Annotated in this window: 27 protein-coding genes; 18 read left to right on the top strand and 9 right to left on the bottom strand. The window is 41.9% G+C overall.

Annotation, left to right across the window (positions count from 1 at the left end; translation table 11 throughout):
- Positions 1-43 precede the first annotated feature (43 nt).
- Both H3302_RS00530 and H3302_RS00525 read left to right on the top strand, forming a co-directional pair.
- On the top strand, positions 44-1,156 hold the full coding sequence (locus H3302_RS00530) for a TIGR02281 family clan AA aspartic protease (protein ID WP_180311283.1): 1,113 nt from the start codon (positions 44-46) through the stop codon (positions 1,154-1,156).
- Positions 1,157-1,165: 9 nt separating this feature from the next.
- Positions 1,166-1,525 (top strand): HopJ type III effector protein, encoded by a 360-nt coding sequence (locus tag H3302_RS00525; RefSeq protein ID WP_074989623.1) that lies wholly within the window; start codon positions 1,166-1,168, stop codon positions 1,523-1,525.
- On the opposite strand, the gene H3302_RS00520 is transcribed toward H3302_RS00525, so the two are convergent.
- Complete coding sequence (locus H3302_RS00520; RefSeq protein ID WP_065978881.1) at positions 1,526-1,933, bottom strand: N-acetyltransferase; 408 nt, start codon at positions 1,931-1,933, stop codon at positions 1,526-1,528.
- Between the two features lie 45 nt (positions 1,934-1,978).
- A complete protein-coding gene (locus H3302_RS00515; RefSeq protein ID WP_036974408.1) occupies positions 1,979-2,284 on the bottom strand; it encodes a DUF6482 family protein in 306 nt (101 codons plus the stop codon).
- Positions 2,285-2,364: 80 nt separating this feature from the next.
- Between H3302_RS00515 and H3302_RS00510 the strand changes: the two genes are divergently transcribed.
- The 3 genes from H3302_RS00510 to H3302_RS00500 all read left to right on the top strand — a co-directional run bounded on the left by H3302_RS00510 (position 2,365) and on the right by H3302_RS00500 (position 4,710).
- Positions 2,365-3,051, top strand: a complete 687-nt coding sequence (locus tag H3302_RS00510) for a pseudouridine synthase (RefSeq protein WP_075594412.1) — start codon at positions 2,365-2,367, stop codon at positions 3,049-3,051.
- A 69-nt stretch (positions 3,052-3,120) separates the two neighbouring features.
- A complete protein-coding gene (locus H3302_RS00505; protein ID WP_036974407.1) occupies positions 3,121-3,495 on the top strand; it encodes a BlaI/MecI/CopY family transcriptional regulator in 375 nt (124 codons plus the stop codon).
- Between the two features lie 9 nt (positions 3,496-3,504).
- Positions 3,505-4,710 carry a M56 family metallopeptidase gene (locus H3302_RS00500; RefSeq protein ID WP_182395944.1) on the top strand — a complete coding sequence of 402 codons (1,206 nt, stop codon included), beginning with the start codon at positions 3,505-3,507 and terminating at the stop codon, positions 4,708-4,710.
- A 60-nt stretch (positions 4,711-4,770) separates the two neighbouring features.
- Here the strand turns inward: H3302_RS00500 and H3302_RS00495 are convergent, their stop codons facing one another.
- Positions 4,771-5,154, bottom strand: coding sequence for an MAPEG family protein (locus tag H3302_RS00495; protein WP_065978879.1), 384 nt, complete (start codon positions 5,152-5,154; stop codon positions 4,771-4,773).
- Positions 5,155-5,328: 174 nt separating this feature from the next.
- Between H3302_RS00495 and H3302_RS00490 the strand changes: the two genes are divergently transcribed.
- A complete protein-coding gene (locus H3302_RS00490; RefSeq protein ID WP_083633684.1) occupies positions 5,329-6,204 on the top strand; it encodes a DMT family transporter in 876 nt (291 codons plus the stop codon).
- Between the two features lie 22 nt (positions 6,205-6,226).
- Here the strand turns inward: H3302_RS00490 and H3302_RS00485 are convergent, their stop codons facing one another.
- Positions 6,227-6,544 (bottom strand): multidrug efflux SMR transporter, encoded by a 318-nt coding sequence (locus H3302_RS00485; RefSeq protein ID WP_036974404.1) that lies wholly within the window; start codon positions 6,542-6,544, stop codon positions 6,227-6,229.
- Positions 6,544-8,076 (bottom strand): carbon-nitrogen hydrolase family protein, encoded by a 1,533-nt coding sequence (locus tag H3302_RS00480; protein ID WP_036974402.1) that lies wholly within the window; start codon positions 8,074-8,076, stop codon positions 6,544-6,546. Before H3302_RS00480 ends, H3302_RS00485 begins: the two co-directional genes overlap by 1 nt.
- 260 nt (positions 8,077-8,336) lie before the next feature.
- Between H3302_RS00480 and H3302_RS00475 the strand changes: the two genes are divergently transcribed.
- Positions 8,337-9,437 carry a diguanylate cyclase gene (locus H3302_RS00475; protein WP_230237321.1) on the top strand — a complete coding sequence of 367 codons (1,101 nt, stop codon included), beginning with the start codon at positions 8,337-8,339 and terminating at the stop codon, positions 9,435-9,437.
- Here the strand turns inward: H3302_RS00475 and H3302_RS00470 are convergent.
- Positions 9,430-11,712 (bottom strand): penicillin acylase family protein, encoded by a 2,283-nt coding sequence (locus H3302_RS00470; protein ID WP_180311282.1) that lies wholly within the window; start codon positions 11,710-11,712, stop codon positions 9,430-9,432. The two genes, H3302_RS00475 and H3302_RS00470, sit on opposite strands and share 8 nt — an antisense overlap.
- A gap of 175 nt (positions 11,713-11,887) precedes the next feature.
- Here H3302_RS00470 and H3302_RS00465 point away from each other — a divergent pair, with 175 nt between their 5' ends.
- From H3302_RS00465 to nadE, 3 genes are all read left to right on the top strand, one after another.
- Positions 11,888-15,262 (top strand): response regulator, encoded by a 3,375-nt coding sequence (locus H3302_RS00465; protein ID WP_180311281.1) that lies wholly within the window; start codon positions 11,888-11,890, stop codon positions 15,260-15,262.
- 4 nt (positions 15,263-15,266) lie between these two features.
- Positions 15,267-15,893: a YceH family protein gene (locus tag H3302_RS00460; protein WP_180311280.1), complete on the top strand. Its 627-nt coding sequence runs from the start codon at positions 15,267-15,269 to the stop codon at positions 15,891-15,893.
- Positions 15,894-15,962: 69 nt separating this feature from the next.
- The gene (gene nadE / locus H3302_RS00455) at positions 15,963-16,799 is read left to right on the top strand and encodes an ammonia-dependent NAD(+) synthetase (protein WP_180311279.1); all 837 of its coding nucleotides are present in this window, start codon (positions 15,963-15,965) and stop codon (positions 16,797-16,799) included.
- On the opposite strand, the gene H3302_RS00450 is transcribed toward nadE, so the two are convergent.
- Entirely contained in the window at positions 16,796-17,485 is a 690-nt protein-coding gene (locus tag H3302_RS00450; RefSeq protein ID WP_259369872.1) for a sulfite exporter TauE/SafE family protein, read from the bottom strand. The genes nadE and H3302_RS00450 overlap by 4 nt on opposite strands.
- Positions 17,486-17,900: 415 nt before the next feature.
- Between H3302_RS00450 and folM the strand changes: the two genes are divergently transcribed.
- From folM to folX, 3 genes are read left to right on the top strand one after another with little or no spacing between them, the layout of a single operon-like run.
- Positions 17,901-18,620: a dihydromonapterin reductase gene (folM, locus tag H3302_RS00445; protein ID WP_036974391.1), complete on the top strand. Its 720-nt coding sequence runs from the start codon at positions 17,901-17,903 to the stop codon at positions 18,618-18,620.
- A gap of 18 nt (positions 18,621-18,638) precedes the next feature.
- Positions 18,639-19,193 (top strand): GTP cyclohydrolase I FolE, encoded by a 555-nt coding sequence (gene folE / locus H3302_RS00440; protein WP_036974389.1) that lies wholly within the window; start codon positions 18,639-18,641, stop codon positions 19,191-19,193.
- Positions 19,194-19,195: 2 nt separating this feature from the next.
- Positions 19,196-19,555, top strand: a complete 360-nt coding sequence (gene folX, locus H3302_RS00435; protein WP_036974387.1) for a dihydroneopterin triphosphate 2'-epimerase — start codon at positions 19,196-19,198, stop codon at positions 19,553-19,555.
- Here folX and H3302_RS00430 read toward each other — a convergent pair.
- Positions 19,552-19,986 carry a YqaA family protein gene (locus H3302_RS00430; RefSeq protein WP_036974386.1) on the bottom strand — a complete coding sequence of 145 codons (435 nt, stop codon included), beginning with the start codon at positions 19,984-19,986 and terminating at the stop codon, positions 19,552-19,554. The two genes, folX and H3302_RS00430, sit on opposite strands and share 4 nt — an antisense overlap.
- A gap of 62 nt (positions 19,987-20,048) precedes the next feature.
- Positions 20,049-20,420: a DUF4870 domain-containing protein gene (locus tag H3302_RS00425; protein WP_036974384.1), complete on the bottom strand. Its 372-nt coding sequence runs from the start codon at positions 20,418-20,420 to the stop codon at positions 20,049-20,051.
- A gap of 82 nt (positions 20,421-20,502) precedes the next feature.
- Here H3302_RS00425 and H3302_RS00420 point away from each other — a divergent pair, with 82 nt between their 5' ends.
- From H3302_RS00420 to H3302_RS00400, 5 genes are all read left to right on the top strand, one after another.
- Positions 20,503-21,018 (top strand): TlpA disulfide reductase family protein, encoded by a 516-nt coding sequence (locus H3302_RS00420; RefSeq protein ID WP_182395941.1) that lies wholly within the window; start codon positions 20,503-20,505, stop codon positions 21,016-21,018.
- 81 nt (positions 21,019-21,099) lie between these two features.
- Positions 21,100-21,801 carry a spondin domain-containing protein gene (locus H3302_RS00415; protein ID WP_182395939.1) on the top strand — a complete coding sequence of 234 codons (702 nt, stop codon included), beginning with the start codon at positions 21,100-21,102 and terminating at the stop codon, positions 21,799-21,801.
- Positions 21,802-21,810: 9 nt separating this feature from the next.
- A complete protein-coding gene (locus tag H3302_RS00410; protein WP_075594396.1) occupies positions 21,811-22,518 on the top strand; it encodes a spondin domain-containing protein in 708 nt (235 codons plus the stop codon).
- Positions 22,519-22,577: 59 nt separating this feature from the next.
- Positions 22,578-23,306 (top strand): response regulator transcription factor, encoded by a 729-nt coding sequence (locus H3302_RS00405; RefSeq protein WP_074989615.1) that lies wholly within the window; start codon positions 22,578-22,580, stop codon positions 23,304-23,306.
- A gap of 8 nt (positions 23,307-23,314) precedes the next feature.
- The gene (locus H3302_RS00400; protein WP_259369871.1) at positions 23,315-24,766 is read left to right on the top strand and encodes a HAMP domain-containing histidine kinase; all 1,452 of its coding nucleotides are present in this window, start codon (positions 23,315-23,317) and stop codon (positions 24,764-24,766) included.
- Positions 24,767-24,797: the final 31 nt, after the last annotated feature.

Raw genomic sequence — 24,797 nt, 5'->3', positions numbered from 1 at the left:
GCTAAAGTAATCCTCTAATCATTGAGATTTTTAGGCAAAATAAATGAATACTCTGCTGAAACTTTTACTACTGTGCTCATTAAGCATTAATGGCTACTTTATTTGGCAGCTCAGTCGTCAAGAGACCACGGTGATAGCAGATAAACAGCAATTTACAGCAACTCAGGTTAATAGCGCTGTTCAACCTAAGCTATTTGAGCACGCCATCACATTGTTTAATAACCAACAATTCGATAAGGCTGTTGCCGCATACTCGCAGCTCAAGGACAATTCACCGCAATACGCACAGCAACTTAAACATGCATGGCAACAAACCGTTGAAACATGGCTGCTAGAGCAGCACGAGCATATCAGCGAGCAATTTCTAAGCGCCTTTTTAAACAGTCATCCATACGATGCCGCCATGTTAAAGCTCGATGCAAAACGGTTAATTAATCAAGGTTATGTACAACAGGGTATTGTTAATTTGATGGCGCTAAGTGATCAATTAGACAGTAATCCGCACAGTGACCTCACTCAGCAAATAGAAGAGCTCACTACTTTACACAGCAATCACTTAATTAACACACAACATTGGCAGCAATTGCTCGAACACAGCCAGCAATGGTTAGAATACGCGCCCTATCATGCCTACTACTTATATATTCATGCATTGGCTTACTACCACTTAGGTGACTATGTGGCGAGTCAAATAAGTTTAGAGCAGTTACCTAATAACCATGCCTTTAAAACACAATCCGACCAACTTAGGCAAAAAATACAGCATGCTTTGGCAGGCGTTGAGAAAATAAAATTAACTCCCCGAGGGGCGCATTACCTTGTTAGTAGCGTTATTAATAATGAGATTGAGGCCACGCTCATGATTGATACGGGAGCAAGCTTTACCGTTATTGACCAAGCGCTATTGAATACACTCAGCGAACCGGCACGCTATATTGACACCTTACACGTAAATACGGCGAATGGGCTCGTTGAAGCACAACGCTATCGAGTACAATCGTTTCGCATAGGCCAGCAAAAAGTTGATGACTTTGATATTTTGGTTATCAACAATCACACGGGCTTCGGACTACTTGGTATGAACTTTTTAGAGAAATTTAAGTTTAATATCAATCAGCAACTGGATGAGTTAGAGTTAACAAAGACTATTTATTAAGGACGAAACATGACACTCAATGACTTCTTACAAAAATTAGCTGAAACACCCCATTTAATCGAGTTTACCGATACAATGGCGGTAATTGATCGTCATTATGACTTTACGCCCAGTGGTTTCAATAATCACGGACTAATTAGTTCAGCCAATGAGAATAATGGATCATGTAAAATCTTCGCGTTTGCCAAACTTAATCAACTCAGCAAACAAAACACCCTCGATTGTTTTGGCGCGTTTTACCGTGAAGACGTTGTTAAACACCCTGATGGCCAAGATCACATGAATATACGCACATTTATGCTCGCACCTGAGACTACGCCGTTTTTGGGGATCACCTTTAGTGAAGAAAATGTACTAAAGGCAAAATAACTACAGCTTTTTTTCCATAAAATAACGGCAGCCGTTGAGTGGATAATTTGCCATTTGGTACACCACTTGGTAGCCGTTTTTTTCGTAGAAAGGTTTAGCTTGGAAATCAAGCGTATCGAGTTGAGCGACCGTTGCCCCAAGCGCAATAGCTTTGGTTTCTAACTCATGGAGCAAACGCGTTGCAAGCCCTTTACCTCGTGTAAAGTCGTCGCACCACAGCCAACTTATCAGCAGCCAGTTACCAAATACATAACCATGAATACCCGCAACAGTATCACACTTTTTATTCACGTATTTAAAACCTAACGGCACGCGTTCAGCATTAAAGTGCTGCTTATTAAATGCAACAACATGCGCCCTTAGCTCATCGTTTAGCTCTACCGAGTCATCACTTTTTAATTGATACATAGCATACCTATAAATGTTATGACTCAGTATAAGCGTTTAACGTATTCAGTATAAATGATTTTTTCCGTAAGGGACTTCTAGCATGTTGCTCGCAAGTTTTTCTGGCTGGCCACACATTTCATCGTACGCACTGGTATGACGTAACACCATCTCACCATAGCTCAAATGATCAAGTCGCTTTTGAATATGCAGCGGGCTCAAATCACGGATAAACTCGCCTTTCTCGTCAGTAACATAGTACTCCACATTATTGATAACCACAGACACTTGATAAAGTGCCATTTCCAATGAGTGCACAATAACTTTTTGCAGTGGTTGGTGCGCTGCAAGTTCAGATAACTTAATCGCCATGTGAAATCCTCTTTGTGTATAGAGTTATCTATACGTGAATTTGGTATACTGTGATCAAATTAATTGTGCAAAAATCATCCATGGTAGAAAAAGTACGGCTTGCTAAATATATTGCTCATGCTGGCATATGCTCTCGTAAACAAGCCTCACGCTTAATTGACCAAGGCGTTGTAAGGGTTAATGGCCAAGCGGCAAATCATATTGACCATGTAAACGACGAAGATGAAGTGATTGTTGAAGGACAGACGATCACAGGAAAAGCACCAATGGTTTATTTTGCTTACCATAAACCCGTAGGCATTGATTGCAAACTCAATCGTAGCGATGCACAGAGCCTTATCCATTTTTTACCGAGCGAAACCCGCGTTTACCCCATTGGCCGCTTAGATAAAGACTCCCGCGGACTGTTAATACTGACCAATGATGGTGAGTTTTGTAACCAATTAATCCACCCAGACTTTCATCAGCCAAAACGCTACCTGGTCACGGTCGATAAACCGTTAAATCACACTTTCTGCCAAACAATGGCACATGGCGTGCCTGTCGATAAACACATCACTCTTCCGTGTGAAGTAACGCAAGTAAATGAGCAGCAGTTTATGATTATCTTAAGGCAAGGGCTTAACCGTCAAATTCGCAAAATGGCGCACTATTGTGGCTACAAGGTTATTGATCTTTATAGAATTGAAATTGCCAATTTATCTATCGAACAGCTCGGCCTTGCAGAAGGGCAAACAACCCGTATCGAAAAAACAGACATCATCTAACAAAAAAAGTTTGCATTATTTGACTACAGGTGTAATCTTTAATTAAAGATTACATATGTAGGCAATAAAATGATTGAACTTTCAAAAGCAGAATTCGAAGTATTAGATGCCGTGTGGCTCGATTATCCTGCGACAGCCAGCCAAGTTATTGAGCGTTTAAGTGACGATAAAGAGTGGCACGAAAAAACCATAAAAACCTTACTCAGCCGCTTAGTTAAAAAAGGCGCACTCAGCTTTGAAAAACAAGGGCGACTGTATAACTACACGCCTTGCATTGCGCGTGAAGAGTACACACTAAAAGAAAGCCAAAGCTTTGTTGAACGTTTCTTTAATGGCCGTATAGCCCCGCTGGTTAGCGGCTTTGCAAAGTCTGAACAACTTTCTCAAAACGACATTGATGAGCTTAAAAAAGTCATTAATGATTGGGAAAAGCAGCAAAAGTAAGGTGATGTCATGTTCGAAACGTTTTTTAATTGGCTATTAGAGCAGCAACTCTTTATCTCTTGCGCTATTTTATTTCTTATCCTTCTTGAGCGAAAGCTCCTCAGCCACGTATCTGCTCGCCTTGTTTATGCGTTATGGGCATTACTCCCTGCGTGTTTAATGTTGGCAAATTTGCCTGATCATTTAAAACCAATACACAATCAGTTCATTAGTCAGTTTACCATTACCCCATCTAATCCAGTGACGCCACAGCTATCACTGAGCTGGTTCACTATTTATAGCCTAATAACAATTACACTTATGCTCTGTGCCGTGTACTTTCATTATCAGTTTCTCACTCGCTTAAAATTAAAGCCAATAGCGACCCCTAATGACAACTATAAAGGATTACGTTTTTATCAAAGTGAAAAAGTCAGTTCACCCTTAGTCATTGGGCTGATAAAAACCAAATTAGTCCTGCCATCTAATTACAACATTAATTACGACCAGCATGCTTTAGCCCTTATTTTGGAGCATGAGTGTGTCCACATTCATCGTAAAGATAATTTAATTAACGCGTTGGCGCTCATGGGCACCTTGTTAATTTGGTTTAACCCACTCGCCTGGTTGGGCTATGCCAGCCTGCGTCGATTGCAAGAGCTTTCATGCGATGAACACGTACTAAAAGATAAATCAACGGAACAACGAATTCTATACAGCAAGGCATTAGTGCATTGTGCAAGCTTTAGCACCGTGGGACTCATGGCTTACTCACAATACGGAGATAAAAACACCATGTTACAAAGACTCAACCAAATTAAACAACTCGATAATAGCTCGTTTATTGCAAAAACAGCACTTGTTATTTTTGCGGCCGGTATGCTTAGTAGCTTTGCAATTGCAAAACAGCCTGTGAATGCAGAGAAAGAAAAAGACTACCAAGCTGTGATGCGTGTAGAGCCTATCTATCCAGTGCAGGCAGTAGAGCAAGGAATAAGCGGCTCAGTTGTATTGAAATACGACATTTCACCCAGCGGGGCCACCAGCAATATCAGTGTTGTGAGTGCTGAGCCTGAGGATGTATTTAACCGAGAGGCTAAGCGCGCACTAAAAAAATGGCAATACGCGCCAACTGAATCAGGCTATAAAAATGTCCTCGTGCAGCTCGACTTTGCTTTGGATGAAAACGTTAAAGCGAAGGATTTAATTGAGAAAATTAAAGTGAGCTCTAAGTAATTAACGAGCACCAAAGACCCTAAAGCAAGCGCCTTTTTTAAGCCGCTTGCTTTGTGGTTTTTATAAACAGACTGCAATCATCGCCACGGCACAAACATAACCAACGAGCCAAACCAATGAACGCAGAATATCTTGGTTTATATAGTAAAAAATGCAGTACATAACACGTGAAACAACATGCATAACAGCCAATGTTTCGGTAACGTGATACACATTGTTAGTACTCATAACGACCGCTAAAGCAACACCAAAAACAATCAAAGATTCAAAACTGTTTTGGTGTGCAGCCAACGCGCGAGCGCCAAATCCTGTTAGTTTGCTCTGCTGCTCTCTTGGGTGTTTATTGTCGTATCCCGCAAGCTTATTTTGTGCAAATGCGACGGGCGCTTTCGCTAAATAAGGCAATAATACAGCAATGAGTGCACACAGTATTAATGTTGTCATAACGCTTCCCTATTCTGTTGTATACACCTACCCTAACGTAAACAGAAAAAAGCCGCTACCTTTAACGACACCGTCTAACACAGCTGATTTTTTCTCAAGTTGATCGATAAGCTAATGCGCTTATAACACGGCTTTGTTACTCTAACAGCCTCTCCCCATTAATTTATTTTCAATATGACTTGGATTTTCTTAACCATTTTTGCCGCCTTTATGCAGTCGTGGCGAAATGCATTACAAAGTAAACTCAGCGCACATGTCAGTGTAGCAGGGGTCACTTTGGCACGTTTTATTGTTGCAAGTCCTATTGCAGCGCTGTATTTATTGAGCCTTTATCGTTATCAAGCAACCGCACTCCCCGACTTCAACCCTGCTTTTATTGGTTATATTGTTGGTGCAAGTGTTGTACAAATTGTCGCAACCGGCTTAATGGTTAAACTGTTTAAAATGAACAACTTTGCTGTTGGAGCAGGGCTTGCTAAAAGTGAAGCTTTAATGGCCGCCATTTTAGGAGTGCTATTCTTTGGTTCTGCGCTGTCTTTATTAGGTTGGTTTGGTGTATTTATTGGTGCCATTGCCGTCTTACTGCTCAGTGGGATTGCCAATGTCAAACACTTCAACTTAGGTACCGCGTTATTGGGATTGGCTTGTGGTACTTCATTTGCGCTTTCATCATCTTGGATCCGCGAAGCAAGTCTTAACTCAGGACTGAGTTTTCCGCATTCTGCAGCATGGGTTTTAGTACTTATTATTAGTCTGCAAACTGTTATGTTGTGTTTTTATATCGCGCTAAAAGAACGCGACACCTTTGCAAAAATGTGGCAACACAAAGGCACGACAACTGCCGTCAGTGTGTGTAGTTGTTTGGGGTCTATAGGGTGGTTTAGTGCCATGAGTTTACAGCATGTTGCGTATGTGAAAACGCTAGGGCAAATTGAGGTGTTCTTTACCATAATGGTATCAATACTGTGGCTTAAACAGCCGCTAAAACGCCAAGACACGGCAGGGCTCGTGTTAATTGCGCTCGCGGCTATACTCGTTATGCTTCCTTAAAAGAGCGGCAATAGCCGCTTTTTTAATGACTGATTTTAAGCGTGATCACACCACTTATAATCAGTAATACACCCGCGATGCGACCAAATGTGGCTGCATCGCCGTAAAACAAAATACCCACTAAAAAAGTACCTGCAGCACCAATGCCTGTCCATACTGCATAAGATGTCCCCATGGGTATTTGTTTTTGTGCAAGCCATAACATGAACCCGCTGGCGACCATAAACGCCACGGCAATCGAAATACCTAACCAGCGGCTTTCTTGATCTTGCGACATTTTAAGCCCAACAGGCCAGCCTATTTCTAATAACCCCGCCACAATTAAGTATAGCCATGCCATTAGTCGTCTCTCTTTTTCAGTATCACATCGTACAAGTCTTCACGACGGTCTTTTAAGTTACGCACGGTTCCTTCGCTGTGAAGAATCTTCAACTTATCCATGTCTAAATCACTGAATAACAGCATTTCGGTATTTGGGGTTGCTTCGTTTAATGTCGCATCGTGTGGAAATGAAAAATCTGACGGCGTTAATACTGCCGATTGTGAATACTGTACATCAAGGCTTTCAACTTCAGGTAAATTACCAACAGAGCCAGCAATAACCACGTAGCACTCATTTTCAATAGCACGCGCTTGTGCACAATGGCGCACACGTAAATAACTGTTTTTAGTGTCTGTCCAAAAAGGCACAAACAAAATATCTAGGCCTTGTTTTGCTAAAATACGCGACAACTCTGGAAATTCAACGTCATAACAAATTTGGATCCCCACACGCCCCGCGTCGGTTTCGAATACCGCAATTTTATCGCCGCCTTGAATAACCCAGTCGTTTTGTTCATGAGGCGTAATATGTATTTTACGCTGCTCATCAATTTTACCGCTTCGATGACACAAGTAGCTGACATTATAAATCTTATCGCCCTCTGCCAGTGGCATTGAACCGGTAATAATATTGGCATTGTATTCAACAGCCATACGTGACATCGCATCGCGAAAAGTTTCGGTGTACTCAGCTAAGTAACGGATCGCTTCTGTTTGATTGCTTTGCTCAGTTAAGCCCATTATTGGCGCATTAAAGAACTCTGGAAATAAAATAAAGTCGCTTTTATAGTCAGACACTGTATCCACAAAATATTCAACTTGTTTTAGCAGTTCTTCTACCGAGTCAACACAGCGCATTTGCCATTGTACAGCCCCTACACGCACTATAGATTTAGTTGATTCAAGCACAGTATCAGTGGGTTCAAACATAATGTTATTCCACTCTAACAACGTAGCGTAGCCCACTGACTCTTGGTCTTCAGGTAGGTATTTTTTTAGCAGTCGCTTTACCTGAAAATCATTCGAAAGCTGGAAACTGAGAATCGGATCATATAATTCTTTGTGATCAACTTTCTCAATGTATTCCATTGGCGACATATCACTGCTGTGATTGTAATAACGTGGAATTCGCCCGCCCGCTAAAATAGCGCGTAAGTTATACTGACGACAAAGCTCTTTACGTGCGTCATATAAACGACGACCGAGTCGCATACCTCGGTGGGTCGATGAAATAACCACATCTAATCCGTATAACGCATCGCCTTCTGGATCACTAAAGACACGGTCATGACCATCAACAATATCTTCATAAGTATGGGGGTTAGAAAAACGCGCATAATCAACTTGCACACTCAGTGCTATGCCTACTAAAACGCCATCATCCACAATCCCGATTTGACCTTCAGGAAATTGATCAATCAGTCTGAAAATCGTATGGCTTGGCCACGCGCCCCCCAGCCCAGGATAGGCTTGATCCATTAAAGTTTTTATTTGTGGATACTGCTCTTTCGTTAAATTACAGATCGCTAAATGCGTTTTTTCTGCCGGCATACATACTCCTTTTAGGCACGAGAGGACAAACCAAGCGGCAATGTGCATACTATTCTCTCAACTAATTGATTCTAGTCTGCATCTTTTGCTTGTTATGCTAAACCCTAAGCTTAGCAAATATCAGGTGAACACGTGTTTAATCCTGCGCCCAAATTGTGAACTTTTTTACTGTTATCTATGTGAATAACCTAGAATAGCTGATCACTGCTGAAATTATCATCTATACTTACATTCTCCCTGTCTGTATCTATGAGGTTGGTTTGATAAAACATCTACTTAAACAACCTACGCAGACTGGATTAGAAGAAATTGAACATGTAAAGTTTCTCATCATTTCTAGAATTGCTTATTTTGCGTTAGCAGTTCATGCCTTATTAATACCAGCCTTTGCCCACATTGGAGCCAATACGCTTGCCATAGTAAACGTATTAAGTGTTTTTGCTTGGGGCGGTGGCATCTTTCTTATAAACCAAGGATTAACCTCATTAGCGCTGAGAGTATTTTGCCTCGAAGTGCTCATTCATGCAGTGGTGGTATGTGCAACACTGGGACTCAGCGCAGGGTTTCAATTTTATTTATGGACAATTTCTTGTATTTTAATGATCGACTATCAATTGCCGTTAAAACGCGCTGCTATTTATAGCTTTTTAATGATCATCACCTTTGCTTTGTTATACGTCTTTTTTGCCGAAGTAACCTATACCTTTTCCTACCCTGAACTCATTCCTCATATCAATGTGATCAACATCATTATCGCTGGATTACCCATGGTATATGGCATTGGCTTAATTAGAGAAATAACGATATCACAGCGAATAGAGCTGACAGAAATGGCCTCTCGTGACCCACTTACAAAATTGTATAACCGTCGTTTTGCAAAAAAACTCATCCTAGCAGCCCATAAAAAAAGCATTGAGAACGCTGATAACCTCTGCTTAGTTATGGCTGATATTGATCACTTTAAAAATATAAATGACAGCTACGGCCATGATAAAGGCGACACCATATTGTTGAATATTTCTGCCGCTATTCGTGCTTTTTTAACTGAAAATGATATTGCGGTACGCTGGGGAGGAGAAGAGTTTTTGTTACTACTAGGGCACACCAATCAACAACAAGCCTTTGCCAAAGTCGAAGCATTACGCCAGCAAATTGCAGCCATTGAACCGCATCAAGACTTTCCTGAATTAACCGTCACGATGAGTTTTGGCCTTATTGAATGGCAACCGTTAGCGTCGCTTGAGTGCATGCTGCAACAAGCAGATGCCGCATTGTATAAAAGCAAGCACTCAGGGCGAAATAAAACCACCATCGCGACCGGACAAAGTAGCGTATTTAATAACGTTGACGCCGTTAGTTAACCGCGTTAATCGTAATACTGTGTACGATATTTTGCGGCAACAGTGGCGTCAACTCGCTAGACACATAATCATTAAACCCTGCACGGTAAAACTCCGATAAAGGATGACCTGACTGACCTCCAGGAATCGCCATAATCGCATTTTCTAGATAACCTGGCTGTACGATAAAGCGCTGTGATGCGCCAAAACTTCGACCTTGTACTGCGGGCATAAAAGTATCGCCAAACCCCGGAGCCGTTGGCATATTCAACAGCTTTTTAAGCACTGGGATCTGCTTAGCGAATGGGTGTTCAATCACCAATTGATTCACTTTTCCCCACTCCCAACTATGTAAATTATTGCCATACTGCTTCGTTAATTTAGCGACGGTGTGATCGAATACTGCCAACATTTGCTGCTGCCAATCGCTGTACTTTGGATTTAACCAGTGTGCCGGTTTTTCCTCAATCAATTGCCGAAGCGCAGGCTCTAAATCACGCTTTACATATTTCAAGCTACCGCCGTCTAACTTAAGTGTGTTTTCAAGAGGACTAAATAGGCTATTAATAACTTCGTCTCGATAACGTTTCACTAAGGTATAGCCTATTGAGTCGCTACAAGCACAGGCTTGCCAGTTGTTAAGCGCTGTTAAGTAAACAGCATACTTATCACCGGCAGCAGTTAATTGATTAACAAGTAAATTATGCCAATCTTTTAAAAAGCGCGCTTCATTATCGTGTTGTAAGTCATAAAAGTCTTGTTCGTTAAACTGTTGTTTTTCAAATAAGCGATCGCGAATTTGCGCTGAACGAGCCCCCATCGCATACGCTCCATTACCAAAACGCGCATGGTCTGCTGCAGAAACAACACGTGAATTACCCGTCCAAAGGCGGCCACTCTCAGGGTTTTTAACAAAGGGGCGATCGGTTTCATTATCATGCCATTTGGGTGAGTAATCTTGCTCCGATACCGCAAGCTGATGAGGCACTTTACGTGCTGGAATTGCCCCCATATTTTTCCATGCTGCACTGCCCTTATCATCAACCACCATGAGGTTTTGCACCGGAATACCAACATACTCTGCAAGCGATAAAGCGTCATCGACATTGCGCGCTTGCTCAAGCTTTAAAAGCGCCATGTTTACAGCATAATCATGATGGGCAACCCAGCTTAAGGCGTATGGCTTACCGTTAATCTCTGTCACAGGGCCATATTCACTCATCGTTAATGCATAATGCTCAGTGCTGCCATCATTTAAGAGTATGGGTTCGTCGATTTGCCATGTTTTTTCTTTTCCATCCAGTGCAATCCAGTCAGCAGTGTCGAGGTACCCATTGGTAAACCCCCAAGCGATTTTATTATTAGTGCCCACAACAATAGCGGGCGCTCCCGGTAATGATACCCCTGTAATTTGCTGCATTTCTCCCTTTAATGGGTAATTCAATTGCGCGCGATACCAAATGATTGGCACAGCAAACGACAAATGCATATCATCCGATAACATGGCCGACCCTGTGGCGGTTAAATCGCCTGTTACTGCCCAGTTATTACTGCCTACTTCTTGGTTTTCATCAATGTGAGTCATCGCCCACAGCGGCTCATTTAATGCGGGAATCTTGCCTGAATATGGGGCTAATTTACTGTTATCTAGCGCGGCTTGATAGGGACTCGGTTGAGTTATAAATTCAACCATTGCATTACCGTACCGTTGTTCAATTTCAATCAGTGTTTTATCACGCTCAAAGGTTGCCGTTTGCAAATCTAAGTACATACTAAAAATAATCAGTAAACTGTCTTCACTTTGCCAAGGCTTGGCCTCTGCGCCCGTTAAAATATACTCAAAACTGTCGAAACCAACTTGTGCATGCCCTTCATTGACTCCCGCTGTATAAGCTTTTAATAAAGCCTGATCTTTATCCGGTAATTGTGCGAGCATAATTTGGCTGCGTTGTCGCAATTGATGAAAACGCATTTTTTTATCAAGGCCTAGAGCTGCTTTTCCAAATAGCTCACTCAGTTCCCCTGCTGCGTTTCGACGCAATAAATCCATTTGAAAAAAGCGATCTTGCCCATGCGCAAAGCCAAGTGCATAAGCGGCATCTAAACGGTTTTGAGCATGAATTACGGCTTGCCCCAGCTTATCGCGCTCAATTTTTACTGAGTGGGTAATTGCCGAGCTGGTTCCCCGACCATCTAAAGCAGGTAAACTTAAATTCAACACACCATAAGTGATCCCCGTAGCGAGTAGCCCCACTATAAGTAAGCTTATTAGTAACCATTTGATTATCTTAAACATGCCCAAATTCCTTGCGCGAAAGTAACAAATACATGGGTATAGTAACCCGTGCTTTGTGAAAAAATAGTGTTACGATACAAATAATTAAATTTAACGTGGACAGCTCAATTGTCCATTGTTAATTACGACAGAAATTGTCTATAGTAGGAAGATAGTATAATACGCAATAAGACTTATGCCGCTAGCGACTGAAAACGACAATAAAAAGCTAAGAAAACTCAGGCTCGCTTTCTGGTTTTCGCTCGCGCTAATTGTATTGATTGGTTTTGTATTAGATCACATTAATTACAACCGCGGAAAAGACGCCTTTCGCTCTCAAGAACTGGCTAAATTAAGCGCCTACCGTGCTGAACTTGAATCAATCCTCATTTCAAATATCCAGCTTGTTCGTGGCCTTGCTGTCGCGGTTGCTGCCGAGCCCAACCTTGATCAAACACGCTTTGCACAAATTGCAGCCCCTCTATTTGAGACCTCTTCAGAGCTTAGAAATATTGGTGGCGCGCCCGATATGGTTATTCGTATGGGCTACCCGCTAGAAGGTAACGAAAAGTCGATTGGCCTTAACTTTTTAGAGAATGCAGCACAGCGCGATGATGCCATTAAAGCACGTGACGAGAATACCATTGTCATGGCGGGCCCATTAGAATTGGTGCAAGGTGGCCACGCATTAGTCGCCCGAATGCCTGTTTTTATGCCACCTGACCATAAATTTTGGGGCTTACTCTCGGTGGTGCTCGATATTAATAAGATCTATACCAACTCTGGCTTGGTCTCATTAGGTAATCATTACGACATAGCACTACAAGGGCGAAACGGCAAAGGCCAACACGGTGAATTCTTTTATGGTCAAAAGCATATTTTAGAGAACACGCCACTCAGTTTCAGTATTACATTTCCGGGTGGTGAATGGCGCATGTATGCGGCGCCAAAAGCAGGTTGGAGCCCTCCTAGTTCAACAATATGGCCACTTAGGATAGCCATAATTTTGGTTTGTGCGTTATTTGCTAGCGCATCGCTATTTTTCTTAAAAATGCTAGAACGACAATACAAAAGCGAACGAATGCTTGAAACCATGAGTAGTCTTGCCAAAATCGGCGCGTGGTCTTTTAATCTTGAAACCAAAAACATGTATTGGTCAGATATGACCAAGCAAATATTTAACTATCCGATAAATAAACAACCTGAATGGCCTACCAATTTTAACGGTTTTAAAGCGGGCTTTAGCCGCGACAAAATTCGCCACCTTTACGAGCAGGCGCTTAAACATGGCAAGAGCTTTGAAACACAAATTCAAATTATTAATGCAAAAGGTGATGCGGTTTGGGTTTTAGTCCACTGTGAGGCTGAGCATAAGAATGGTCGATGCATCAAGCTATTTGGCTCAATTCAAGATATAGATGCGCGCAAACTAATCGAACTTGAAAACCAGAAAATAGCACTACACAACGAAATTTTAGCATCTTTAACCGTGAATGATGCAGTCCTGACTGGCAACTTAAACTTGTCTAAGCATGTAATTGTGCAAGCAATTTGCCATGCGCTCAATGTCGACCGTGCAAGTATTTGGTTGTTTAGCGACGATAGGCAGTCACTCAACACTTTTGCTATTCATGATCAGAGCAACCCACAATTTAGTGACCCCATCTGTTTGCAGCAGATTGAGGTGCAAAACTATTTTGATGCCATTAACAATAATGCCGTTATTAACGCCAGCGATGCTCAACAACATCCCTTTACTAAAGACTTATACACGGATTACCTTGATAAGTTTGATATTCGCTCTCTGCTTACGGTGATTATTCCTACAGGCAGTAAAACTATGGGGGTGGTATGTGCTGAAAAGTGCCATAGTCGCCAGCAATGGAGTAAAAACGAAGAAAGCTTTTTAATTGCCGTGGCTGCTCTGATTGGTAGCCTACATGCCAGCCAACGTCGTATAGAAACCGAGCAACAACTGGTGCAAGCGAAAGAAGCCGCAGAGCAGGCTGTTAAAGCTAAAAGTGAGTTTTTAGCCAGTATGAGTCATGAGATACGCACGCCCATGAATGGCGTAATTGGGATGCTTAATATCATCAAGCAAACCAAGTTAGATAGCCAACAAAATCATCATATTCAATTAGCACAATCATCTGCTGAGTCGTTATTGCATATTATCAACGATATTTTAGATTTCTCGAAAATTGAAGCAGGCAAATTAGATATTGAAAATATTAGCTTTAATGTATCAAAACTACTGGGTGACACCGTTGAGTCATTTGCGATTAAAGCAGAGCAAAACAATACCAAGCTTGTGCTTGATGCCACCCAAATTACTCATGAATTTATTGTTAGCGATCCTAATCGTATTCGACAAATTATTAATAACCTACTCGGAAATGCGATTAAATTTACAAAAGATGGCGAAATAATCGTCATTGCGACGGTCAAACAGATTGACGATGCGATGTATTTAGATTGCTCTGTCGTTGATTCTGGGGTTGGTATTAAACCTGAAAAACAAGCCACATTATTTGATTCATTTACCCAAGCCGATGCTTCAACCACGCGCCGATACGGTGGCACGGGCTTGGGTCTTGCTATTGTAAAGCAGCTGTGTAAGTTGATGCAGGGTGATGTCAATGTGGTTAGTTCTTATGGCGAAGGCAGCACCTTTAACTTTTCCATTAAGGTAAAATTAGATTATAAAAAACAGTCCCTCGAGCCTAGCCATATCATTGATAAAAAACAGATATTAATTGCCGACAGCTGTACTCTAAGCAGTAATATTGCCAAAAAGCAGCTGCAATTATGGGGCGCAGAAGTCGAAGAAATAAACGACATGGCCAGTTTATTAAATCGCGCCAAACAACAAAATGGTCAACGTTGCGACGCCATTTTTGTTGATTATCAACTGTATATGCAAGCAAGTGCAGCCGAAAAACAGGCCTTTAAAACACATTTTAATGCAACCCGCTGTAAACGCATTTTAATGGCCCCGATGAGTCTGACAGAAAAACAAACAAGACAAACACTGAAAGTTGAGAGTATTATCTTTAAGCCATTAACGCCCTCTGATTTGTTTAACTCTCTTGCTAACGATAAATATATCGAGCAGCAACAAATCAATAAAGAAACCTTAGTAAAAAAAGTAGCAACGTACACTGTAAATTCGGCATCGCAAATATTGTTAGTTGAAGATAATAAAGTAAATCAGATGGTTGCAGGCGCGCTGCTAAAACAAGCCGGTATTAGCTTTGACATTGCCGAAAATGGCCTTGAGGCAATTGCAAAAATAGCAAACCGAGAACATATGCCCTACGAATTAATTTTAATGGATTGTCAAATGCCTGAAATGGACGGTTACCAAGCGACACGGGCAATTCGTAACGGCGATGCAGGCACAGCACATCGCGAAGTTAGTATTGTTGCGCTTACAGCTAATGCGATGCAAGGCGATAAAGAGCGCTGTTTAAACGCCGGTATGAATGATTATTTAACCAAGCCGCTAAACTTTGATTCACTTAATAAAAAACTATCCGTGTGGTTAGACACCCACCAAGAAAGAGAGTAAAACAATGCAATTATCTCCTAATCAACAACGCGTTATTGGCTGTTTACTCGAAAAACAAAGTACAACACCCGAACATTATCCACTGTCTTTAAATTCATTAACCAATGCCTGTAATCAAAAATCAAATCGGGAACCTGTGCTCTCTCTTACTGAAGCCGATGTGCAAGACACGCTTGATGAGTTAATTGCATTACGCCTTGTCACTGTTGATGAGGGGCTGTCGGGTCGCGTGAATAAGTACGCGCACCGTTTTTGTAATACTGAATTCGGCAGCTTGCAATTTACCGAGCAGCAACGCGCCATTATTTGCTTGTTATTACTACGCGGCGCACAGACGCCGGGCGAATTAAGAACGCGCAGTAATCGCCTTGCTGAGTTTGCAAGCGTCAATGAGGTCGAAAGCGCTTTAAACTATCTAATTGAGCAAGAGTATGTTACTCGCTTAGCGCGTGAGCCCGGTAAACGCGAAAGCCGTTATCAACATCTATTTGTTGATCCACAAAGTGTACATGAAATAACGCATTCAGCAGAGCCTGAACACGATCGTGTCGATGAAGTTGAGCAATTACGGGCTGAGATCGACGAACTTAAGCGACATATAGACACTATAAAAGCACATTTAGGGCTTTAATAAAAAGCAGACCCGTAACATAATACCCCTAGATTCAACGCCAAAAATAACATAAATAGGAGCTCTACCATGCGTGCCGATATTCTGGCAGAAATGAAAGTCCAACCCACGATTGACGTAAAAGCGGAGATCACTCGACGCGTCAACTTTCTTAAAAGCCGACTGCTTGCTGCGCACTCGCGCTCGCTAGTATTAGGTATTAGTGGCGGTGTGGACTCTTCAACCTGTGGCCGTTTATGTCAATTAGCCGTGAATGAATTGAACCAAGAGCATAACACCAACGAGTATCAATTTATTGCTGTGCGCTTACCGTACGGTATTCAAGCCGATGAAGACGAAGCGCAAATGGCCGTTGACTTTATTCAACCCAGCAAGCGCATGACCGTTAATATTAAAGCCGCTGTGGATGGCATGCATGAGCAAGCTATGGCGGCTGTCATCGGCGCTGGGGGTGAATTGCCTGAACAAGCAAAAATCGATTTCATTAAAGGTAACGTTAAAGCTCGCCAACGTATGGTCGCGCAATACGAAATTGCTGGTTTTTGCCAAGGCCTCGTTGTAGGCACAGATCACAGTGCTGAAAATATCACAGGGTTTTACACTAAATTTGGTGATGGTGCATGCGACCTTGCGCCATTGTTTGGTCTGTCGAAACGTCAAGTTAGAGCGCTTGCCGAGCACTTAGGTGCCCCAGCACTGCTCGTACACAAAGTACCAACAGCCGACCTAGAATGTGACCGCCCAGGTTTAACCGACGAAGAGGCGCTCGGCTTAACGTATGAGCAAATTGATGACTTTTTAGAAGGGAAAGATGTGAGCAGTGAAGTAGAGCAAAAACTAACGGCGATTTACCTGCGTACACAGCACAAACGCCAAGCTATCCCCACTGTTTACGACGCGCTTTAAACTGCATTTAACAGCTCATAAACCGTAAATGACACTTCAAGGGCAATTAACAGCAATAAAAAGCCTATTAATTGCCCGCTTTTGACCCGCGCACACACATACGCCCCCAATGGCGCACCAAGCACAACCACAGGGATCGCGGCTAATAAATACGCTTCAACCTGCGCAGTAACTACGTTAAGAAAGAAATAGTTTACACAACTGGCCACCACCGAAGTCAACGCCATTATAATCACCGTGGTTGCTGTCGCACGTTGAATATTCGCATTGTATGCAATGACGAGCAGTGCAAATATGGCAATATCAGCCCCTGAACCAACTAACCCCGATGCAATGCCACCAATAACAGCCACCAGCGCCACTCGCGCTTTATTCACGGTAATATCAGTTTGACTGCAAATATGCTGGGCTCGTCGGTAAATACGCCACGCTAATGTGAGCGCAAAACACAACAGTAGTGAACTAAATACCCCTTTCACGACTAAGCGAGGCACGTAATCTGCAATAAACAGTAAGCTAAAAATAGCGCCCACAATTGCCAAAGGCGCAGCAATCAACACCACGTGCTTGTAATAGGCAATACGACCAAAAATAATTGTTAAAGCCGCGGCTGTCATACCAAAACTTTGAATCGCTAGAGAGAAAACTTTAGCTGTTGCAGGCTCTATTGCTAATACTTTGGTCATCACAGGAAACGCCACCGCCCCCTAATGCCGTACCTCCGGCAACAAAGGATCCGAGAGCCATCGTGGCGGCAATACTCAATTGCGCCATAAAGTGACCCATTAGCCCGGTGGCTCCTTGAGATAATAATAAGGAACAGTACACACTGATAATGAACAGCCATGGCATAAACCGTAACCAATGCCATGACCTTAAAAAAGCAAACATAAGCAGCTAGAAGAATCTCGAGTGCGATTATTATGCCTGACTCTTGAAGTTCAGCAAATGATCTATATAGAGATTAGATACGTAAAAGTTTTGCTTACATGATTGCAGTAAAGATGAAATAGTTCTGTAATTTGGTTTATAGTTGTTACAGTAACGTACTCTTAATGCATACCTTATCGCATTAAAAAGTCTAAGGATTTATATTAATTTATGTCATCGCCCATTTTAATTACTGGTGCAGGTCAACGTATAGGACTTGCTTTAGCAGAGCACTTTTTAGCACAAGGGCAAGCAATCATTGTCACTTATCGCACACGTCATGAAGCGATTGATACACTTGCTGGAAAAGGGGCAACCTGCATTCATGCAGATTTTAATAACGACGAAGCAATTGCGCACTTTATTGAACAATTAAAAAGTCACACAAACCAGCTTAAAGCAATTATTCACAACGCTTCAAGCTGGGACTGCGAAGCAAATAATCACGATTATGCTGCCCTGTTCGACAACATGATGCGCATTCACGCGAAAGCCCCCTATTTAATAAATCTCGCTTCGGCAGACTTATTACTTAATTATCAAAAAAACACAGGACACCCTGCCGATATTATTCATCTTACTGATTACGTAGTTGAAAAAGGCAGCCCTAAACACCTTGCTTATTCTGCGAGTAAAGCCGCGCTTGATAACTTAACAAAATCATTTGCTGCAAAATTTGCCCCAGCAATCAAGGTCAATGCTATCGCCCCTTCACTCATCATTTTTAATGAACACGATAGCGACGAATACAAAGCCAAAACATTGAAAAAATCGTTGATGGGTATTGAGCCCGGCTGCGCCGAAATTATTAACAGTGTAGAGCTACTACTTAACAGTCATTACATCACAGGCCGTTCGATGCCCGTTGATGGTGGCAGACATTTAAAATAACGAATTATTGAGAAACCTATGCACGATGATTTAAAAAAGAGTTACCAAGGCATTATTAGCGCTGTAGGCGAAGACCCTCAACGCGAAGGCTTACTAGATACACCTAAGCGTGCCGCAAAGGCGATGGAATATTTAACAAAAGGCTATCGTCAAACGTTAGATGAAATTACCAACAACGCGGTGTTTACCTCAGATGCTGATGACATGGTATTAATTCAAGATATTGAACTTTACTCAATGTGTGAGCATCACTTGCTACCCTTTGTTGGTCGTTGCCACATTGCTTATATTCCAAATGGTAAAGTACTTGGTTTATCAAAGTTTGCACGTATTGTTGATATGTTTGCACGTCGCTTTCAAATCCAAGAGCAACTTACTCATCAAATAGCGAAAGCAGTTGAAGAAGTCACTGGAGCAAAAGGCGTGGGGGTGATTGTTGAAGCGAAACACATGTGCATGATGATGCGTGGCGTTGAAAAACAAAACTCAAGCATGCGCACCTCAGTGATGCTTGGCAACTTTAGGGCTGATCCAAAAACCCGTAACGAGTTTTTACAACTAGTTAGAGGGTAATTATGGCCAATGCAATTATTAATGTAACGAATTTAAGACTGAGAACCTTTATTGGTTTTAACCCAGACGAGCGGGAAAAAAAGCAGGATGTGGTGATCAACTTAGAAATTCACTACCCGGCTGACCAAGCATGTGAAACAGATGCCGTTGATAAAGCGCTCAACTATAAAACCATCACTAAAGAGGTGATCAGTCTTGTGGAGCAAGGGCATTTTTTACTCTTAGAAAAACTCGTTGCAGAGATACTGGCAATTTGCCATGAGCACCAGAGCGTTCATTACGCTAAAGTGCGCGTTGATAAACCTCATGCTCTTCGCTTTGCTGACTCTGTGTCACTCACACTTGACTGGCAAAAAGACTAAAGCAACCCTTCTAGCCCAACCGCAAAGGCAAGCACGGCTAAATAACGTGCGCCTTTGCCAAGGGCAACTAATATCAAAAACACAGAAAATTTAACTCTAAATATTCCCCCAACCACTGTCAGAGGGTCGCCCACAACAGGCAGCCATGCAAACAACAAACTGTATATGCCGTACTTGTTAAATTGCGTTTCTGCTTTTTTAATTGATTTTTCAGACACCGGAAACCATTTACGGTTTTTAAAACGTAAAACTTGTGTTCCTAACCAATAGTTTACACAGCTCCCTAACACATTGCCTAAGGTGGCACTAAGCCACAGTAACCATAAAACGTAGTTGCCTTTGGCTACCATCGCTGTCATGACTAATTCTGAGGAGCTCGGTAATAAGGTGGCTGAAATAAAAGCAGTAAAAAAAAGTGATAAATAGGCCATTGCACACCAAAAAAGACAAGCTCAGCACGGTTACTGAGCTTTAACAGTATATTGCAATCCCATTATTTTATAAATTCAATACTCAACGGGTAGTTAACGTCTTTACCATCATTGGCCTTAATAGCACTGACCACCACCATGATAAAAGCAAACACCGCAATCACAGGCAGTAAAATCACGCCAATCACTACAAAGATAAGTAAAAAACTCACGATGTAGGCGATCATCATGGTTAATTGAAAATTAAGTGATTTACGGCCATGCTCGGCGACTAATGGCATTTCATCCTTTTTAGCAAGCCACACTATAAGCGGACCAATCACGGAACCAAAGGGGATCAACAGCCCTGCAAACGAGCTTAAGTGGCATAACATCGCCCAAGTGCGTTGCTCTTTATTACATTCTACTAATTCAACTTTTTGATTATCTTCCATTTTATCTCCTTGTTGTATTGTTTTCGTTTTTCATTTGCCTATATTATGAGGGCAGATTAAAAATTAAACGCTCACGATGCAAATGAAAAAAACACGCATAACACTGATACTTTGTAGTTTTCTAGCAACCGCTTGTTCTTCAAACGGAGCAAAGCAAGCTACGGCCCCAGCGTTACCTCAAAACGATTACGTCACGTTTATTAAACCAGGCGAATCATTTAAACATAGCCAATTTACTGATATTGAAAACTATATCGTACAACTTAAGAATAAGAAAAAACTAATTATTTTATTTGCCACCTGGTGCGCTGATTCTCAGCGTACTATTGAGCAATTACAAGCAAGTCCATGGGTCAATAATTCTGAACTGCAAATTATTGCGATTGGCCGTGAAGAAAATTCCACGTCGTTGGCACAGTTTAAACGTGACTACCATCTTAACTATCCGCTTATCAGTGATGAAAATCGCACAATTTATAATGCCTATGCAAACAAAGGGATTCCTCGCCTATTGCTACTCGATGAAGATAACCGACTGATTCAAGAAGAAAATGGCGAAGATGTATACGCCCTTGAACGGCTACTTAATTTGCTGTGATAAAAAAGTGATAACTTCGTGAGGCTTTCTTGATATTGCGCTTTGATACTGTTTTTAAATCATCAAAAACAGGAAAGAACAATGAAAGCTTTACCTTTATCAATGTTAGCAGCCAGCGCTTTGACTAGTTTTTTAGGCCAAGCGGCTGAACCGGACATTAAACTGACCAACCTCACCCAAGGGTTACATTTTACCCCAGTGCTCATTGCAGCCCACAACAGTGAACATAAGTTATTTAACGTAGCAATGCCTGCCTCAACGGCATTACAAACAATGGCTGAAGGCGGAAATTTAGAGCCTTTAATTAATGAAGCGACTGCTGCAAGTAGTGACATGGTTGCGAATCCTGCAGAAGGCTTATTAGCGCCTACCAGTTCCACTATGGCCACATTAACCACCAGCGATGGCAACAATTATTTATCGCTAACTGCAATGTTACTCCCCACCAATGATGGTTTTGTCGGCTTAGATAGCTGGATGATTCCATCGCAAGCAGGAACTTACACCGTGTATTTAAATGCTTATGATGCGGGTACAGAAGCCAATGATGAACGTGTTGTTGAGGGTGCGGGTGCGTTAGGTGTTTTAGGTATTCCTGCGGCACCTGGTGGGAATGCTGGTAGTGGAGCAAGTGGTGTAACAAGTAACGAAAACAATACCATGGTACACATTCATCCAGGTAACTTAGGTGATGACGACCTCGAAGCGGGTATCAGTGATCTTAATAATACAGTACACAGATGGCTTAACCCTGTTGCGATGTTAACTGTAACCGTGAAGTAGGAGGCCGTTATGCGCTTTTCAAAAAGCTTAATTATACTCGCGCTGGGTGTAAGCCTCGCAGCATGCAGTGATTCAGATAACAATGATGTGGAAGTAAAACCTCCCGTGGTTGTCACTCCGACAAGCTACGAATTTACTGTGACAATAACCAATTTAACCGCCGCACAACCTTTTTCTCCTGTTGCCCTTATCGCTCACACAGAGGGTATGCTATGGCAAATAGGAAACTCTGCTTCAGAGGCATTAGAAAGAATGGCCGAGGGCGGTGATAACAGCCAACTATTAACCGTTGATTTTGCAACACACGCTCAGAGTGCTGAAAGCCCACTACCTCCGGGAGAGCAACTTACTCTTACACTCACCACGGAGCAGCTTGAATCATTAAAGATTAGCTTAGCGACAATGTTGGTGAATACAAATGACGCTTTTACCGGTCTTAATGCTATAGACGTGTCTTCGTTAGCTGTTAATGAATCACTTTCTCGCCATAGTCATGCTTATGATGCTGGTACAGAGACCAACTCAGAAGCACATGGTACGATCCCAGGTCCTGCTGACTCAGGAGAAGGTTTTAACGAAAGCCGAGATGATATCAACAGTGTAGCAATGCACCCTGGTGTTGTTAGCCAAGATGATGGTTTACGAAGTTCAGTGCTAACGAACCAACATAAATTTGATAACCCTGTTGCTCAGATAATCATAACGCGGACGCAATAATAATAGCACCCACTTACGCTGAGGGCATAGGGAGGTGCCTTAGCGATTTGGATATGACTATGCGCACAGAAAAAGTATTAATTGTTGAAGATGACCGAACTATACGACACTTGATCGCCACCCAGTTACAAAGCTTAAACCTACACATTGATGAAGCATGCAGTGCTGAATCAGCGATTAAAAAGCTTGCTAGCAATCACTATGGGCTTGTATTACTAGATATAAACTTGCCGCAGATGGATGGATTAAGTTTATGTCGAAAAGTTAAGGAACATTACCCAACTATCGCAGTCATTTTACTAACCGCTCTTAGCAGCGATATGGATAGAGTTATAGGGTTAGAAATGGGAGCAGATGATTATATTTGCAAACCTTTTTTCGCCAGAGAGTTACAGGCACGTATAAAAACCCAACTACGCCATCGCGCACAGCTTCTTATGGCACAATCAAGTAACGAGCAAACTGAGAAACAACCCATAATACAACTAGGCAAACTGCACATAGAATTTGCCAGCCACCAAGCATTTTTAGCTAACCAAGCAATTAACTTAACCGCCACCGAGTTTGATTTACTGGTGTATTTTGCCAAGCACCCGAACCACGTATTTAGCCGACAACAATTACTCGACCAAGTGTGGGGTTATCAACACAGTGGTTATGAGCATACAGTGAATTCACATATCAACCGTCTGCGGAGTAAATTTGAGCAATACCATCAAACACCATTTATAGAAACCGTCTGGGGTGTTGGCTATAAACTAAACCCTCGTCAGTTGAGTGCCAATTAATGCACTCGATGACCTTATATCAAAAGCTCGCATGGTCGTTCATATTTATTTTTAGCCTGTTGTGTGCACTGGTATTCAACTGGAGTAAACAGCTGGAGCAAAGCGCCCAAGATCATGCACAACAAAACCTGCATTTACAGTTAGCTGAGCACCTAGTGAATGACAATCCATTAATTAAACAAGGTGTCTATGACTATAAAGCTTTGGAGAACTTATTTCATACCTTGATGATCCTCGGCCCGGCTTTTGAATTCTACTTTGTTGATTCAACCGGTAAGTTACTGACCTATTCGGCTAAACCTGGGCAAGTAATTAAACAAAAAATAAATCTCGTCCCTATCAAAGAACTAATTAATAAAACGAGTACAACACCGATTTACGGTGATGATCCTCGCAGTAATACCCAAAAAATATTCTCTGCCGCGCCGGTTTATAACCAACAACAATTGCAAGGTTATTTGTACGTGATTATTGGTGGTCAAACCTTTGATACTTTACTTAATAATATTAAAAGTAATGACATTCTTAAGATTGGTGCAATAGGGTTTGTAGTTGCAGTCATTACGTTACTTATTATCATGCTTATTCTCTTTCGATTTTTTACCTTACCCCTCACGCAGCTAAATAACGAGATTTGCCAAATTAGAGCGGCAAATTACAGCTTAACAAAAATGACACAAAGCCCACGCTATTCGGGTAACAATGAAATAGGTAACTTAAGCAAAGGAGTTCATGGCATGTTGTCTCGCATTGATGATCAATTAAAATCGTTACAACAGGCAGATAAACAGCGCCGCGAGTTACTCACTCACCTTTCGCATGATTTAAGAACACCGCTTGCTTCATTGCACGGATTTATTGAAGTAATAAAAAAACCCAAAAGTCATTTGAATGAACACGAAAAACAGCACTACTTAAGCCTTGCTATGGATAACTGCCAGCAGTTAAAACTGTTAATAGAACAAATTTTCGAACTAGCGCACTTAGAAAGTGGCCAAGTAAAAATAAACACAGAAACCTTTAATCTAGGAGAGCTTATTTATGATTGCCTGGCCAAGCTAGCATTAACTGCACAAAAAGCCGGCATAACTCTCCAGGTTATCCCTGAAATCTGCGATTTCACCGTGACCACGGATATTGCCAAACTAGAACGTATATTAACCAACCTGATCGAAAATGCTATTCGCCATACTCCGGAAAAGGGCACTGTCTCAATTAGCGTGTCACAGCAAAGTGAGCAACTTTACGTCACAGTATCAGACACGGGTATCGGCATACACGAAGACGAGTTACACGCGATCTTTGAGCCACATTATCAAGCACGAAACAGTATAAAACGAGGAACATCAGGGCTAGGGTTAGCAATATGCAAGCACTTACTAACCCTAATGGACAGTAATATCGAAGTGAAGAGTACCTTAGGGAAAGGCAGCCAGTTTCGCTTTAACTTATCAAAATAGGCATCAATAAAAGCGCATTGATGCCTTTTTG

Origin of the sequence: Pseudoalteromonas sp. MT33b (assembly GCF_014117385.1) — a bacterium.
In the GTDB taxonomy this organism is placed as follows: Bacteria; Pseudomonadota; Gammaproteobacteria; order Enterobacterales; family Alteromonadaceae; genus Pseudoalteromonas; species Pseudoalteromonas lipolytica.
This window is presented reverse-complemented; position numbering and strand designations above follow the sequence as displayed.

Excerpts from the sequence above, each read along its gene's own strand:
- H3302_RS00470 (WP_180311282.1), bottom strand. The coding sequence starts at position 11,712 with ATGTTTAAGATAATCAAATGGTTACTAATAAGCTTACTTATAGTGGGG.
- H3302_RS00430 (WP_036974386.1), bottom strand. The coding sequence starts at position 19,986 with ATGGCCTATTTATCACTTTTTTTTACTGCTTTTATTTCAGCCACCTTA.
- H3302_RS00520 (WP_065978881.1), bottom strand. The coding sequence starts at position 1,933 with ATGTATCAATTAAAAAGTGATGACTCGGTAGAGCTAAACGATGAGCTA.
- H3302_RS00490 (WP_083633684.1), top strand. The coding sequence starts at position 5,329 with ATGACTTGGATTTTCTTAACCATTTTTGCCGCCTTTATGCAGTCGTGG.
- H3302_RS00510 (WP_075594412.1), top strand. The coding sequence starts at position 2,365 with ATGGTAGAAAAAGTACGGCTTGCTAAATATATTGCTCATGCTGGCATA.
- H3302_RS00515 (WP_036974408.1), bottom strand. The coding sequence starts at position 2,284 with ATGGCGATTAAGTTATCTGAACTTGCAGCGCACCAACCACTGCAAAAA.
- H3302_RS00415 (WP_182395939.1), top strand. The coding sequence starts at position 21,100 with ATGAAAGCTTTACCTTTATCAATGTTAGCAGCCAGCGCTTTGACTAGT.
- H3302_RS00405 (WP_074989615.1), top strand. The coding sequence starts at position 22,578 with ATGCGCACAGAAAAAGTATTAATTGTTGAAGATGACCGAACTATACGA.
- H3302_RS00425 (WP_036974384.1), bottom strand. The coding sequence starts at position 20,420 with ATGGAAGATAATCAAAAAGTTGAATTAGTAGAATGTAATAAAGAGCAA.
- H3302_RS00525 (WP_074989623.1), top strand. The coding sequence starts at position 1,166 with ATGACACTCAATGACTTCTTACAAAAATTAGCTGAAACACCCCATTTA.
- H3302_RS00450 (WP_259369872.1), bottom strand. The coding sequence starts at position 17,485 with ATGACCAAAGTATTAGCAATAGAGCCTGCAACAGCTAAAGTTTTCTCT.
- H3302_RS00485 (WP_036974404.1), bottom strand. The coding sequence starts at position 6,544 with ATGGCATGGCTATACTTAATTGTGGCGGGGTTATTAGAAATAGGCTGG.
- H3302_RS00460 (WP_180311280.1), top strand. The coding sequence starts at position 15,267 with ATGCAATTATCTCCTAATCAACAACGCGTTATTGGCTGTTTACTCGAA.
- H3302_RS00495 (WP_065978879.1), bottom strand. The coding sequence starts at position 5,154 with ATGACAACATTAATACTGTGTGCACTCATTGCTGTATTATTGCCTTAT.
- H3302_RS00505 (WP_036974407.1), top strand. The coding sequence starts at position 3,121 with ATGATTGAACTTTCAAAAGCAGAATTCGAAGTATTAGATGCCGTGTGG.
- H3302_RS00420 (WP_182395941.1), top strand. The coding sequence starts at position 20,503 with ATGAAAAAAACACGCATAACACTGATACTTTGTAGTTTTCTAGCAACC.
- H3302_RS00410 (WP_075594396.1), top strand. The coding sequence starts at position 21,811 with ATGCGCTTTTCAAAAAGCTTAATTATACTCGCGCTGGGTGTAAGCCTC.
- folM (WP_036974391.1), top strand. The coding sequence starts at position 17,901 with ATGTCATCGCCCATTTTAATTACTGGTGCAGGTCAACGTATAGGACTT.
- folE (WP_036974389.1), top strand. The coding sequence starts at position 18,639 with ATGCACGATGATTTAAAAAAGAGTTACCAAGGCATTATTAGCGCTGTA.
- H3302_RS00465 (WP_180311281.1), top strand. The coding sequence starts at position 11,888 with ATGCCGCTAGCGACTGAAAACGACAATAAAAAGCTAAGAAAACTCAGG.
- nadE (WP_180311279.1), top strand. The coding sequence starts at position 15,963 with ATGCGTGCCGATATTCTGGCAGAAATGAAAGTCCAACCCACGATTGAC.
- H3302_RS00530 (WP_180311283.1), top strand. The coding sequence starts at position 44 with ATGAATACTCTGCTGAAACTTTTACTACTGTGCTCATTAAGCATTAAT.
- H3302_RS00400 (WP_259369871.1), top strand. The coding sequence starts at position 23,315 with ATGACCTTATATCAAAAGCTCGCATGGTCGTTCATATTTATTTTTAGC.
- folX (WP_036974387.1), top strand. The coding sequence starts at position 19,196 with ATGGCCAATGCAATTATTAATGTAACGAATTTAAGACTGAGAACCTTT.
- H3302_RS00500 (WP_182395944.1), top strand. The coding sequence starts at position 3,505 with ATGTTCGAAACGTTTTTTAATTGGCTATTAGAGCAGCAACTCTTTATC.
- H3302_RS00480 (WP_036974402.1), bottom strand. The coding sequence starts at position 8,076 with ATGCCGGCAGAAAAAACGCATTTAGCGATCTGTAATTTAACGAAAGAG.